The sequence below is a fragment of the Ignavibacteriota bacterium genome (assembly GCA_016708125.1).
Classification (GTDB): Bacteria; Bacteroidota; Ignavibacteria; order Ignavibacteriales; family Melioribacteraceae.
The window spans coordinates 2,079,985-2,094,725 of sequence record JADJGF010000001.1 but is presented as its reverse complement, the minus strand read 5'-3'; the positions used below and the strand labels follow the sequence as shown (position 1 = coordinate 2,094,725).

General features: G+C 31.5%; 9 protein-coding genes. 2 read left to right on the top strand and 7 right to left on the bottom strand.

Translation table 11 applies throughout. The features are described from left to right. The 3 genes from IPH62_09255 to IPH62_09245 all read right to left on the bottom strand — a co-directional run bounded on the left by IPH62_09255 (position 1) and on the right by IPH62_09245 (position 3,070). Positions 1-1,011 carry an alpha/beta hydrolase gene (locus IPH62_09255; protein ID MBK7105458.1) on the bottom strand — a complete coding sequence of 337 codons (1,011 nt, stop codon included), beginning with the start codon at positions 1,009-1,011 and terminating at the stop codon, positions 1-3. A 98-nt stretch (positions 1,012-1,109) separates the two neighbouring features. Further along, entirely contained in the window at positions 1,110-1,961 is an 852-nt protein-coding gene (locus IPH62_09250; GenBank protein MBK7105457.1) for an aldo/keto reductase, read from the bottom strand. Positions 1,962-1,978: 17 nt separating this feature from the next. Further along, positions 1,979-3,070, bottom strand: a complete 1,092-nt coding sequence (locus IPH62_09245; protein ID MBK7105456.1) for an alpha/beta fold hydrolase — start codon at positions 3,068-3,070, stop codon at positions 1,979-1,981. Positions 3,071-3,252: 182 nt separating this feature from the next. Between IPH62_09245 and IPH62_09240 the strand changes: the two genes are divergently transcribed. Continuing rightward, positions 3,253-4,164 carry an AraC family transcriptional regulator gene (locus tag IPH62_09240; GenBank protein ID MBK7105455.1) on the top strand — a complete coding sequence of 304 codons (912 nt, stop codon included), beginning with the start codon at positions 3,253-3,255 and terminating at the stop codon, positions 4,162-4,164. A gap of 406 nt (positions 4,165-4,570) precedes the next feature. On the opposite strand, the gene IPH62_09235 is transcribed toward IPH62_09240, so the two are convergent. Continuing rightward, a complete protein-coding gene (locus IPH62_09235; GenBank protein ID MBK7105454.1) occupies positions 4,571-6,859 on the bottom strand; it encodes a GH92 family glycosyl hydrolase in 2,289 nt (762 codons plus the stop codon). 198 nt (positions 6,860-7,057) lie between these two features. Here IPH62_09235 and IPH62_09230 point away from each other — a divergent pair, with 198 nt between their 5' ends. Next, on the top strand, positions 7,058-9,823 hold the full coding sequence (locus IPH62_09230; protein MBK7105453.1) for a family 78 glycoside hydrolase catalytic domain: 2,766 nt from the start codon (positions 7,058-7,060) through the stop codon (positions 9,821-9,823). Between the two features lie 284 nt (positions 9,824-10,107). Here IPH62_09230 and IPH62_09225 read toward each other — a convergent pair whose 3' ends face one another. From IPH62_09225 to IPH62_09215, 3 genes are all read right to left on the bottom strand, one after another. Further along, positions 10,108-10,515 carry a hypothetical protein gene (locus tag IPH62_09225; protein MBK7105452.1) on the bottom strand — a complete coding sequence of 136 codons (408 nt, stop codon included), beginning with the start codon at positions 10,513-10,515 and terminating at the stop codon, positions 10,108-10,110. Then, positions 10,508-11,119: a nucleotidyltransferase domain-containing protein gene (locus IPH62_09220; GenBank protein ID MBK7105451.1), complete on the bottom strand. Its 612-nt coding sequence runs from the start codon at positions 11,117-11,119 to the stop codon at positions 10,508-10,510. Before IPH62_09220 ends, IPH62_09225 begins: the two co-directional genes overlap by 8 nt. Positions 11,120-11,612: 493 nt before the next feature. Continuing rightward, positions 11,613-14,687, bottom strand: a complete 3,075-nt coding sequence (locus IPH62_09215) for an N-6 DNA methylase (GenBank protein ID MBK7105450.1) — start codon at positions 14,685-14,687, stop codon at positions 11,613-11,615. Positions 14,688-14,741: the final 54 nt, after the last annotated feature.

The following is a 14,741-nucleotide window of genomic DNA, read 5'->3' as shown; positions in this document are numbered from 1 at the left end:
TTATAAATACTTGTCGAAGAACTCGTTGAGTTTGTCCATTGCTTGATCTACATATTCTGGAACATAATATGTTTGAATGTGAGTTGCTCCATCAATCAAAAATAATTCCTTTTCTTTAGTGCCAGTAGCAAGTTTAAATGCGCTTTCTGACATGTAATATGTATCGGCTTTACTTCCGGCAATCATTAACAAAGGTTGATTTATTAAATCCATATTAGTGGTTGCATCAAAAGCCATCAAATCGAGCAGACTACTCATAGTATACCTGAAAGTTGAATTGGGATGCGCATGAGTTCTGTTATAGTAGTAATGACCTTCTCGATATAAATCGAATGGCATTTTATCAGCCATTTCATCTGTAATTTCTGCATTTGCGGCATATATAACTTCGCCACCCACTGCTTCTTGAGCGCGTGCATCAGATGCTTGTTTTAATCTTTCATGAATTGAAGATACTTGGGAATTCATAAATCCGTTTCGTCTTACTAGTCCGGAATTAAACATACTTAAAGTAGCTACAGCTTTAAATCTTTTATCGGTTTGAGCGGCAGCTAATGAATAACCTCCACCGCCACAGATTCCCAATAAACCTATATTCTCTTTGTTTACACCTTTATAATGTGAGATAAAATCTGCCATTCCTCTTACATCCTCAATCCTATTTGATGGTTTATCAACATTACGAGGATACCCACCGCTGGCTCCTTGGAATGATGCATCGGCAGCAATGGTGATATAACCAGATTCTGCCAAACGTTGGGCATATAATCCCGCTACTTGTTCCTTTACTCCGCCATTAGGCTGTGCAACAACAATAGCTTGATAAGTTTTCAAAGAATCATAATTTGCTGGTGTATAAACATTTGCAGATATTTCAATGCCATTAAGTTTATAATTTACTTGTCGAATATTTACCTCACCTGAAAGATTTTCTATTATTGCACCCTTGTAAACAAGTGTAAAAGGATTTTCTATTTTATTTTGCCCTTTGATATTTAAACTCATTAACATGAGAATTCCTATTAGTAGATTATTCACAAATATATTTTTCACAACTTATTCCTAAAAATTTTATTTAATTATATTACTTCAACTTTTTATCCGTAACACTATAAGTCAACTTTTCTGCTTCCCATCCATTTAATAATTTCCGGATTGTGATGATCGAAAAAGTAGCTGGTTTTCATATCAAGATTTGCAATTGCTTTCATATCTTCTGGATTTAATTCAAAATCAAAAATGTTGAAATTTTCTTTTATCCTTTCTTTTTTTACAGATTTAGGTATTGCAACTATTCCTCTTTGTGTAAGCCAACGAAGCACAACTTGAGCTAAGCTTTTATTATACCTTGCAGCAATAGAAAGCAGTAAATCGTTTTGAAATAGATTGTTTCTTCCTTCTGCAAATGGGCCCCAAGATTCTAATTGAACTCCAGTATCAATTAAAAATTTCTGAGCTTCTATTTGTTGATTGAATGGATGAGTTTCAATTTGATTTACTGCCGGAGCAATTTCGTTAAAAGCAATAATATCCATTACTCGATCGGGGTGAAAATTGCTTACACCAATTGCTCTCACTTTTCCTTCTTTGTAGAGTTCTTCCATTGCTCTCCATGAACCATGAACATCACTATATGGCTGATGGATTAAATACAAATCAAGATAATCTAGTTGAAGTTTATTTAACGATTTTTCAAATGCAGCTTTTGTTTTTTCATAACCTGTGTCATGCACCCAAAGTTTAGTTGTTATAAAAAGGTCTTCTCTTTCAACACCGCTAATTTTGATAGCATTTCCAACTGCTGTTTCGTTCATGTAAATTGCGGCAGTGTCGATAAGTCGATAACCGGCTTCAATTGCTTGAAGGACACTATTTTCACATTCTTTAAGATCTGTAACTTGAAATACTCCAAAACCAAGAATCGGCATTTCAACACCATTATTAAGTTTTACTGAATTCATATTTTTCCTTTTATATATTATTTATCTAATCCTTTTGCTTTTAGCCAATCTGATAGTAAATCGGCAATTTCTAAATTATTTAAATCTGAAAATGGGAAATGAGTGTTACCTTTAATTCCAACTTCCGGCAAATGAATAACAGTTACATCTCCCCCATTTTTATTTACAACATCTCTCCACAACTTTGCCATTTCAAGTCTTACTCGCCATCCATCTTGTCCGGGATTAGGATTTGGTTCACTTGGTATATAATCTCCATAATAAATTACAATTGGAATTTTTGTAAGTTTTAGAAATTCTTGCATTGAAACACCAATAGCTACAAGCGTACCACCAGAACTTGCCAAAGGTTCGGGGACTTCAACATCCGGAAAAATAAAACCACTTCCCGGTTCATAAGAAACAATAGCTTTTACATTTTGATTTTTAATTGCGGTGAGCCAGCCCATTCCGCCAGAATGTGAATGTGTAATTAAAATTGCAGAACCTATTTTATTAAAAAGTTCAGACACCGCTTCTGCATTAACATTTATGTCGATTGTACCAATGCTTGGTGTCATAGAACGAAAATATTGATCAAGAGTAACAGAATCTTTGGCGAATTGTACTCCATCAAAATAATTTGGCCATATACCTAATCGGAATGTACCAAACCATTGTTGTTCATCGGCTATTGGTTCAATATTCGCACTAACTGTGCTTCGACCGGCATCACCTCTTCTTGGTTGATCAATTAAATAAACCGGAAAACGTCTTCGTAAAAATATATTCTGAAATCCTTCACGCCCATCCGGTGTTGTTTCCCATGTTTTTGAAAACTGACCGAAGCCATGCCACATAACTAAAGGATATTTATGTGCATTGTCCGGAATTTGATAGAAAACGTAAGCATGATCACCTCGATAAGTTTGTCCGGTTGGTGTTGGGTTAAATGGATCAAATTTACCGGGATTGCGAATGATCTTTCCACCTATTGTAAAACTGCATTGTTCTTTGATAATAAGCTGATCTTCATTGAATAAATTACATGATGAAATAAATATTACGACCAGAAATAAAATTAAAGATTTCAATAACTTTTCAATTATTCTAATGTTTTTTTGTTTCATTTTAACCTTTTATATTTTATTTTCTCAAAATCTATACTTTTTTTTCAATTCAAATATACAATCATGATGATTAGTAATTGGTATATAGATTACTGTATTATCTACCATTTTTACTGATTTTATTTCTATGATTATTAAAACGATGAATGAATGATTAAATTTGATTTAAAAAAATAAATGATATGGAAAAGATTTTCAGATTTAACACCGTAAAAGAATACAATGATTTAAATAATCATCAAACTCTTCACCCTTTGGTTAGCGTTATTGATTTTTCAAAAGCCGATCCAAGATCTTGGGGAGGACAAAAAACCGTAAGAATCAATTATGGTTTATATTGCATTTTTTTGAAGGAAGTAAAATGTGGAGATTTAAAGTATGGGAGAAACTATTATGATTACCAAGAAGGCACATTGGTTTTTGTCTCTCCGGGACAAATAATGCAAATTGAAAATGACGGGAAAGTTTATCAGCCCAAAGGTTATGCTTTAGTTTTTCATCCAGATTTAATACATGGAACTTCACTTGCAAAAAGCATAAATGATTATAGTTTTTTTAGCTACAACGCTAATGAAGCACTTCATTTATCAGAAAGAGAGAGACAAATTGTTTTGGATTGTTTTTCGAAAATCGAATTTGAACTGAACGGCAGTATTGATAAGCACAGTAAAAAACTTATAACTTCAAATATTGAATTATTCCTAAATTATTGTGAACGTTTTTATGATCGTCAGTTCATTACGAGAGATAATGTTAATAAAGGTATTTTGGAAAAGTTTGAAGATTTATTAAATGATTATTTTAATTCAGAAAAACCAACACAAATAGGCTTACCAACTGTTTCATATTTTGCGGTAGAACTACATTTATCTGCAAATTATTTTGGTGATTTGATTAAAAAGGAAACCGGAAAATCTGCAAAAGAATATATTCACTACAAAATTATTGATTTAGCTAAAAACAAAACATTAGATACAAATAAAACTGTAAATGAAATTGCATACGAATTAGGATTTAAATATCCTCAACATTTTACTCGGTTATTTAAAAACTTAACTGGCCAAACACCCAATCAATTTAGGTCTTTGAATTAGAGATTTGTTTATTCAATAACAAAGTTCAAAATCATAAGAAAATTCTTGTTGATAAAAATATTATTTTAACTTTCACTTCATTTTAAAGTAATGTTCATAAAAAAAGAAATGAAAACGGCAGTGAACTCTGGCAAAAACTAATAAAAGAAATCGGAGATTTATAGTTTTTAATTTTCTATTTCTCATTAACTCGTTATTGTGTCTTCGAAAATGTTATAAATTCATTATGATAAATATTTATTTGAAAATAAAAATTCCCAAACCAAAGTCACATTTTATAATCTTCAGTTTTTGTTGGGTTTATCGCCCATAATTAAATAGGGGTTTTCCACCATCTATTATATCATAATGATTTATAAAACTCCAATAAACTTATCATCATTTTTATAATTCAAAACCTTTAAAATTATTTTTTAAATTCGTTTGAAAATGAATATGGGAAATCTTCTTTATTAATTCCTCTTTTCAAATTTGGAGTATTACTCATTTCAAAATCCAATTTTCCACCATTCATAATATCGCTATGACGAATAAAATTCTTGGTGTAATTTTCACCGTTTAGTTTTGCATTATGGATGTAAATATTTTCACTTGAATTATTCTTTCCGGCAATTGTATATGTTTTTCCGTTTTCAAGTTTCAGTGTTACTTTCTCGAAAAGAGGTGAACCTAAAACATATTCGTCTGTTCCGGGACAAACAGAATAGAAACCAGCAGCAGACATTACATACCATGCAGAAGTTTGACCATTATCCTCATCACCGCATAGTCCATCCGGATATGGAGTGTACATTAAATCTAAAGTTTGACGAACATATTTTTGTGCTTTCCAGGGTTCACCGGCATAATTATATAAATAAATAGCATGTTGAATCGGCTGATTGCCATGTGCATACTGCCCCATTCCCGCAATAACCATTTCTGTTATTTCATGAATTTGAATTCCGTAATAAGAAAAATCAAAGGTTGGTTCCGAAGTAAAAACTGAATCCAATTTATTTACAAATTTTTCTCGTCCGCCCATCAAATCAATTAGTCCTTGCGGATCATGAAAGACTGACCAAGTATAATGCCATGATGAACCTTCTGTAAATGCGTCTCCCCATTTTTCCGGAATAAAAGGAGATTGCCAGTTTCCATCTTTGTTTTTCCCTCGCATAAAATTTGTTGATGGATCAAAAACATTTTTATAATTCAATGCACGTTTTGCAAAAAGATTGATTTCACTTTGCGGACGATTTAAGGCTTTTGCGAGTTTCATTATTGTAAAATCATCATAACAATATTCCAAAGTTCTGGCAACATTTTCATTCACATTAACATCATAAGGAATATAGCCAAGAGTATTGTAATATTTAGCACCAAATCTTCCAACAGATTTAAGCGGACCTTCATTTTCAGAGTTTTTGAGAATACCATCGTAACATGAGTTAATATCAAATCCGCGAATTCCTTTTAAATATGCGTCAGCAATTATTGATGCTGAATTTGATCCAACCATACAGTCTCTGTGTCCGGGACTTGCCCATTCCGGAAGCCAGCCGCTTTCTTTATAAGCATTTGCAAGTCCTTCCATTATATTACTGCTCAATTCTCTCTGCATTATTGTAAAGAAAGGGAAAACAGCACGGAATGTATCCCAAAAGCCATTATCAGTAAACATATAACCCGGTAATATTTCGCCGTTATACGGGCTGTAATGAACTACATTATTATTTTTATCAATCTCATAAAATTTCCTGGGGAATAACATTGTGCGATACAACGCTGTGTAAAATGTTTTGAATTGTTCTTCACTTCCTCCATCAACTTCAATTCTATTTAATCCTTCATTCCAAGTATTTTTTGCTTTGTTAAGTGTTTGTTCAAAAGTGTCATTACCAATTTCATTTTTTAGATTTAATTCAGCTTGATCATAACTTATAAAGGATGATGCAATTTTAATATTCACTTTTTCATTTTCTTTAACTTTTAATTTTACTACCGTTCCAACATGTTCACCTTTACTTTCAAAACTGTTTGCAGAAAGTGCTGTTCCATTCCATGTGTAAACAGAATCAATTTCCTTATCAAGATAAATCACAAAATAATTATGAAAATTTTCCGGAACTCCGCCATCATTATTTCTGCTAAATCCAATAATCTTTTTTTCTTTTGGTAATACTTTTACAAATGAACCTTTATGAAAGGCATCAATAACTAAATAAGCTTTTTCTGTTTTGGGAAAATTGATATTAAATTGTGCGGCTCGTTCCGTTGGTGTGAATTCAACCCAAGTATCGTAATCACCAAGATAAACTTGATAGTAATATGGTTTAACGGTTTCTCGTTTGTGACTGAACCAAGAAGCACGATCATCTTCGTTGAATTTTAATTTACCAACAACGGGCATAATAGAAAATGCACCATAATCATTTATCCAAGGCGATGGCTGATGAGTTTGCTTAAATCCACGAATTTTATATGCATCATAAGTGTACTGCCATCCGTTTCCCATTTTCCCGGTTTGCGGTGTCCAAAAATTCATTCCCCACGGCACTGCTATTGCCGGATATGTATTTCCATTTGAAAGAGTATAATCTGAATCTGTGCCCACAAGCGGATTAACAAATTCTGCAAGTTCTTTTTTCTTAACTGAGTCATTTGCAAATATTGTAAATGTAAGCATTAAAACTGCCAGTAATATTCTTTTCATTTTTCCCCATGTAGTATTTTTTTATATAAGAAATGTAATTAATATTTTTTTCGTTTATCAAAAACTTTAAGCAAAACATAAAAGTTGAATATTTTTTTTGTGAATTAAGTATAACTACATTTGTTTTTGGTTACTATATTTGTTGTAACTATAAAAATTTTTTATAAATAATTCTTTGAAAAATTAAATGGGAATAAGATGAGAACTAACTTCGGGGAAAAAGTATTTTTAACAAATAATTTATCTTTTCTTTTCACATTTCTAGCTCTTGTATTTTCTTTCAATTTAACTATTGCCGCAAATAAGATAATTGTTAATAATCTGCGAACTGAATACAAGCAAAACCCAATTGGAATTAATAGTAAAATTCCAAGATTAAGCTGGGAAATAATTACCGAGCAAAGAAATTTTATTCAATCGGCATATCAAATAAAAGCTGCTAAAAGTATTGCGGAACTTGAATCAGACAAAAACTTAATTTGGAATTCCGGGAAGATAATTTCAGATCGTTCAAATCAAATAGAGTATAAAGGAAATAATTTAAAATCATCTGAAAGAATTTTTTGGCAAGTAAAAATTTGGGGAATTGACGGAAGCCAATCCCAATGGAGCGATCCCGCATTTTGGGAAATGGGTTTAATTAATAAAAGTGATTGGAAAGCAAAATGGATTGAGCAATCGGAAAAAGACAATCTGAAAAATTCAACTGCTTGCCCAATGTTTAGAAAAGAAATTAACTTGAAGAAAGGAATAAAATCTGCCAAAGCTTATGTTACAAGTCATGGATTATATGAACTTAGAATTAATGGTAAAAAAATAAGTGAGCAGCTTTTCACTCCGGGCTGGACAAGTTACAATGCAAGACTTCAATACCAGACTTATGATGTAACACAAAATTTAATTAGTGGCGAAAATTCTTTGGGTGCAATTCTTGCAAACGGCTGGTATAAAGGTCCGATGAAATGGGATTATACTCCTAATAATTATGGCTCAAAACTCGGTTTACTTTTGCAAATTGAAATCACTTTCGAAGATGGTTCAACGAAAACAATTATTTCTGATGAGAGTTGGAAATACTCAACTGGACCAATTTTAATGTCTGAAATTTATGACGGTGAAATATATGATGCCCGCTTAGAAAAATCCGGCTGGGATAATAATAATTATGATGATAATTCTTGGGAAAAAGTTTCCGTTGCAAATTACGGGTACGAAAATCTCATTGCTTCGGAAGGACCGGAAGTAAAAGTAACACAAACAATTCGCCCTATTAATAAATTCGTTACTCCAAACGGAGAACTCGTTTTTGATTTTGGACAAAATATGGTTGGTTGGATTCAAATAAAATTAAATGGAAATGCCGGAGAAAAAATCACTTTAAAACATGGTGAGGTTTTAGATCAAGATGGAAATCTTTATTTAGCAAATTTGCGTAAAGCCAAGCAAATAGTTGAGTACACATTTAAAGGTGAAAAAGAAGAGATTTATGAACCACGCTTTACTTTTCAAGGATTTAGATATGTTGCGGTAACAGATTATAAAGGTGAAATTGCACTCAACGATTTAGTTGGAAAAGTTATTCACTCGGATATGACTCCAACCGGAAATTTTGAATGTTCTGATTCTTTAATCAATCAGCTTCAAAAAAATATCCAATGGGGATTGCGCGGAAATTTTCTTGATGTTCCAACCGATTGTCCGCAGCGAGATGAAAGATTAGGATGGACGGGAGATGCACAAGTTTTTGCTCCAACTGCATGTTTCAATATGGATGCCGCTTCGTTCTATTCGAAATGGATGAAAGATTTTATTCCAGATCAGTTAAGCGATGGAAGAATTCCGCATGTAATTCCAAATATTCTTCCCAATGAGGGCGGCGCTGCCGGCTGGGCAGATGCTGGAATAATTGTTCCTTGGACAGTCTATTTGAATTACGGCGATAAACGAATTTTAGAAACTCAATATGAATCGATGAAGAAATGGATAGAATATTTAAAGACTCGCGCCGGTGATTCTTTTTTATGGAATACCGCCGTCGGATACGGAGATTGGCTTGCTTTCGCAACAAATCGTTCTGACTATCCTGGAGCTACAACAGATAAAGATTTAATAGGAACCGCATATTATTATTACTCAACAAGTTTAATGAACAAAATTGCTTTTGTGCTTGGGAAAAATAAAGATGCTGAAGAATTTTCACTTTTAATGACTAAAATTAAAAATGCATTTCAAAAAGAGTTTATTACTTCAAGCGGTAGAATTGCTTCAAATACACAAACGGCTTATTTACTTGCATTGGCATTTGATTTAGTTCCAGAAAATTCAAAGAATGAAACGGCAAAAAGATTGGCCAATGATGTAAAGAATTTTGGTCATCTTACAAGTGGATTTCTTGGTGCTTCTCATATTGCAAAAGTACTGACTGATTTTGGTTATGAAGATTTGGCATTTAAACTTTTGTTTAGAAAAGAATACCCATCTTGGTTATATCCGGTTACAAAAGGTGCAACAACAATTTGGGAACGCTGGGACGGAATTAAAACTGACGGAACTTTTCAAAGTGAAGGAATGAATTCTTTCAATCATTATGCGTATGGAGCAATTGGCAAATGGCTTTACAGCGATGTTGCCGGAATTGATTTGGATGAGAATATTCCCGGTTTTAAAAATATTATTGTAAATCCGCATACAAATGAAAACCTTAAATTTGCCAAAGCTGAGTTCAACTCAATTTATGGGAAAATCAAATCATCGTGGAAAAATGTAGATAACATTTTTAAACTGGAACTTGAAATTCCGGCAAATACAACCGCAGATGTTTTTCTTCCAACTGACAAAAAGGAAAATATTTTAGAAAGCGGAAAATCTTTAAATGAAATTTTAGGAATAAATTCTGTAAAAGTTGAAAGTGGAAAAATAGTTTTACACATTGGTTCCGGCAAATATCATTTTGAAGTTAAATAAAATTTGAACTAAATGAATTTGATTAAATTGAAATAATGATTTTTGTCATGCTGTCCGTTAGCCAACGGAAACGGACTCAATATGACAAATTATAATTTTTCAGAATTTTCTATTATTTATTTACTGATATAATTTTAAGCAACTGAGTGGGGTGTTCTACATGTTTGGTATTGTTTCACAATAATTTCATCGGTTTTACCGATTCACTTACACATAACTTTTTACGCAATTGAAAAAATATTAAAACTTAATCGCAGCAGATGAATATGTAATAATTTAATTTCTTATTCCAAAATTGATTTAACCCAAACTGAAAATCTTTCATAATGTTTTCTTAAAGTTTTTATATCAGCCGAATCATAAATTTCACCTTGGTACGATACAGCATTTTTATGATCAATTAATTTATCAAAATGAGTTATTGCAACCGATGTCTGCTTAGAATTTGGCGCAGTTTCCTGAAGTAATTTTATAATTTCATAATGATTTTCGCCCGTACATTTTACTGATCCGAAACGAATAGTAACTGCATCGGCTAATGCAATAGCTGAATGAATTATTAAAACTCCGGCAGCATTGTAGTATTCATAATCTAAGGCTAAGTCTGCTCCATTTATAAAATTTTCTGCAACTTTTAAAAAGTTTTTATAGTTCGATGTTTCATACTGTTTACGTGATACTTTTTTAACCATTTATTAACCTGCTTATTGATAAGCCCGAAATAACTTTTCCTTCATTTATTATATTTTTTATTGGTGATTTATTTTTTTTGTTCCCTTCAATAAATTCTTTTTGACTAACATAATAAGGTGCAAGTGTTATTCCATAGTCATCGTATAGCTTAGTTCTTAAATTTTTAATTTTATCTTCAATTTGTTTTTTCTCATTATTATATACAATACAAATATCAAAATCGCTTTCCCAATTCTCGTCTTTTCTTGCAACACTTCCATATAGAATAATGCTTGATGTTTCTTTGCCAATTTCCTTTTTTATTTTATCAAAAATACTTTTTAGATATTCTCTTTCATATTCAAAAATACTTTCAATAATTTTTTTCGTTAGAAAATGATTTCTGTTTAATGTAAAGAAATGAGATCTTCCAGCAAATTCCCTTTTCACAATTTTAAGTGTTTCTAAATTACTAAGTGTATTATGTACGGCTTGCGGTGTAATATTTATTACTCTGCCTAATTCCCTTCCAGTTATTCCGGTATTCCGCAATGATAATTCTCTTAAAACCATAATTGATGTTGGTGCAGAAAATAATTTGTTTAAAACATTATTAACTATCATTTCTTAATTTCCTTTGTCTATAAAAAGTTACATATGTCTATAATTATTGACATAAAAATAATAAATAATATCAAACATAACACAAATCAAAATAATAACACTTTTTCAAAATGGTTTAGAAGAAATTGTTTCAATTTTGAAGTTAAAAATTAACGGAAAATCCGCAGTAAATTTAATTCCCAATTTATTTGTTTCCGCTAAATGATCAGAATCATCTTTCACTATTGTAATAATTAAAACTATAATATTTTTATATAAAATAAGTAATTATAAATATTTTAATGAGACTTCTGAAATATTCAAAATGTCATTCCCGTGATCCGTCAACTGACGGACGGGAATCTATTTAATTCTCTCTGGATTCCCACTTTCGTGGGAATGACAAGCACCATTAAATTAATTTTTCAGAAGTTTCTTAATGTTAGTATAATCGGAAGAAAATTTGGTTTTTGAGAATATGAATTTCAATAATGTATAAATGAAGTAAAATTATTTACTCAAAATCAATTTCTTGCATAATACGGTTTGTTTCTGTTAATGCAACAATTATTTTTTGGTAATGTTCTATTTCATCATTTGTTAGTGTTCTGCCTTTTCTATCTTTTAGCCATTTCTGTGCCGGCTGATATCCGCCAATGTAAAAATTCCATACAATTTCCGGAACGTTTCCAAAATATTGTTCTTCGTTTATTATAACGTTTCCGTTTGTATAATTTATTTTCTCTACAATGTCTGATCCCAAATTGGGAAATGTTGTTATAAATTGATTTACTTTTGGTGATTCTAATAAATGTAATTGGCGTAATTCTGTGCCGAGTTTTACCAATTTGTTAAATGTGTTTTTATCTTTTGGATATGGAACCCGGGGAAAATCTATCTTTAAAAATTCTTTATATTTTTTGCGGTAATTCGGCGAGTGCAAAATTGCATAAATGTAATCTAAAATTTCTTCCGGTTCTGTTTTGCCAACAATGTATTCTATCTTTTCTAAAATTTCATTATTTAGGTTTGGGATTTTTGTACCGTCTTTTGAATATAGATAAAGTGGGAATGCGTATCCAACTTCACCAGTTTGTAAAGATACCGAACAACGATCTACAATATTTTTTGAAAGGTAAATATGTTGAAAATCAAATGACGTTTGTTTTTTACAAGTTAAAATGGCAATGTTTTTTTGTAAAAGATGTTTCATAATTTCTGGGCGAGGTCTTTGATATACTCCATCACTATTGGGAGAATACAAAGAATATCTAATATCAAAAGGTCTATAAAGAATTTGTGTGAAGTCATTTACGATATTTGGTAAATCATTTTTTACAAGTTCAACTTTATTCAGATCAATTTTATTTTTTTGTGCAATTTCTTTATTGGTATATTTTTCGAAACTGATTTTAAGTTCTTTTATCTCAGCTTGTGTAAACTTAATTATAAAACCATCTTTTGCAGTTGCCACTCCAGAAGCATAATTCGCAAATAGTTTATCAATTTTAAATCCTTTTTCATATTCATCTTTTTCACTAAAATCTTTTTTCGTAAAAAAGAAATTCGGTTCAGTAATTTTTAATTCATTCCATTTAATTGTATTCAAATTATTTGAATTAAGATTTTCAAATTTTTCATTTCGCTTTCCGTAAAGTTCTGCAAATTTTACGGTTGCCAAATTTTTATAAACCTCGGAGGTTTTTGTTTTAATATTTTTCTTAATCATTATTGAAATTGAAACGCCTTGCATAATATTAAAAACATTTTCATCTTTGCTTCCATCCGGCGCAGTTTCTTTCTTTTTCGAGTTTCCGTGCAAATCCAAAATATAAATTTCATCAAAAGTTTCAAGCAAATGTTTACGCATTTGTCGGTGAATAATTCCATCTAAAAAAGAATTGTTTGTAATCATTGCAACAATTCCGCTTTTATTTTTTTCAACAAAATGTTCTGCGTAACGAATAAATTTTATATAATCATCAGAAAGCGGCTGAATATTTTTTTCATTCAAATCCTTTTTGTATTCTTTAATTAAATCCGTAATCCACTTACCTTTATTGGATGAACTAACGCTGTACGGCGGATTTCCGAGAACAACCATAATGGGAGTTTCGTTTTTAATCTGGATTGCTTCTTTAGATTCTTCGGCAATACTTTCCGCAAAACCAAATCCGGTAAAAAGATCGCTTAAATTATCGGCTTCTTCCAAAGAGTTTGTAAGATAAATTCCCAATCTTCTGTTAAAATGGTTAAATCCGGTTTCCTTAAAAGCCATGCTTAATTTTAGATGCGCAATTGTGTAAGGCGCCATCATTATTTCAAATCCGTGAATTCTTGGAAGCAGATCGTGATGAACGTAAGAAGTCCATCTTCCTTTTTGTCCGGTTTTTAACAAATGCTCATAAATATTTCTTATTGCTGCGCTGATAAAAGTTCCGGTTCCAACTGCGGGATCAAGAATTTGAACTTTGTGATTTCCATTTTCCAATTTAGAAGTATCAGCCAAACCGTTGGGAAGATTAAATTCGGTTTTTAGAATATGATCAACAGCGCGAACAATAAAGCGCACAACGGGCTGCGGCGTATAATAAGCTCCCATTTTTTTACGAAGTTCTGCATCATACTCACGGAGAAAATCTTCATAAAAATGAATTACTGGATCTGGACCATCATTAGCCTTTCCCCAAAGATCATCTTTAAAATATTGCTTCATTAATTCCGAAATATTTGCATGAGAAAAAACTACGCAAAGTTCATCAACAATAAATTCAAGGCGTTTATCAAAATCGGCGCCGGTAATATGATCAAAGAAATGACGTAAAAAAGGATTTGATTTTGGAACGAGATCACGAGCTTCGCGGCGTGAAAAATTTTCGGGAGTTTCATCAAAATATCTTGCGACAAATAAACCGTAAACTAAAGTCTGCGCATACATATCCGCAAAATTTTCTAACTTAAGATCATGCACAAGAAGTTTTTTTAAGGTTTTATAAATTTTATTTATTTCAACATTTTTCTCAGAATCTTTGGAAAGAAACTGCAATAAATTATCTCTAATTCTTTGAGCTTTTCCGCCCATAATTTTAGCAAGATGAAGCCCGCTTTTAATTGGTTCTTTATGCGATTGTGTAAAATCAATTAAAGTTTTTGCGGCAAGTTCAAAATTATTTGGCAGCGAATTTAAAGTGCGGGATTTTAAATCGTACTCCGCAATTTTAATCGGCTCTTGATATTTTTCGCCGTTTCTGTAAAACCGGAATTCTACATAATCCGTTAACACCAAATTTGCATAACCGAAATAACGTTCCATTTGCTCGGATTTTTCAACTTTATCAAGAGAAACGCCTATATCTTTTGCTTCAATATAAAGAAGCGGAACGCCGAATTTTAGAATAATAAAATCTGGTTTATTTCCTTTTACGGCTTTTGCATCATGATCAATTCTGCTTACGTTTATTGATTCGAAAATTCCTTTTAGAAGAATTTCAAAATCGGTTCTGTAACCCATTTCTGAAGTTGTAGGATGAGAAAATTTTGCGGAAATTGATTGAGTATAATTCTCAAAATAAGTTTTGCTTGAATTCATAAAGCCAAAAAGTAAATCAAAAAAATTAGAGTTTATTACATAAAATTTATCTAT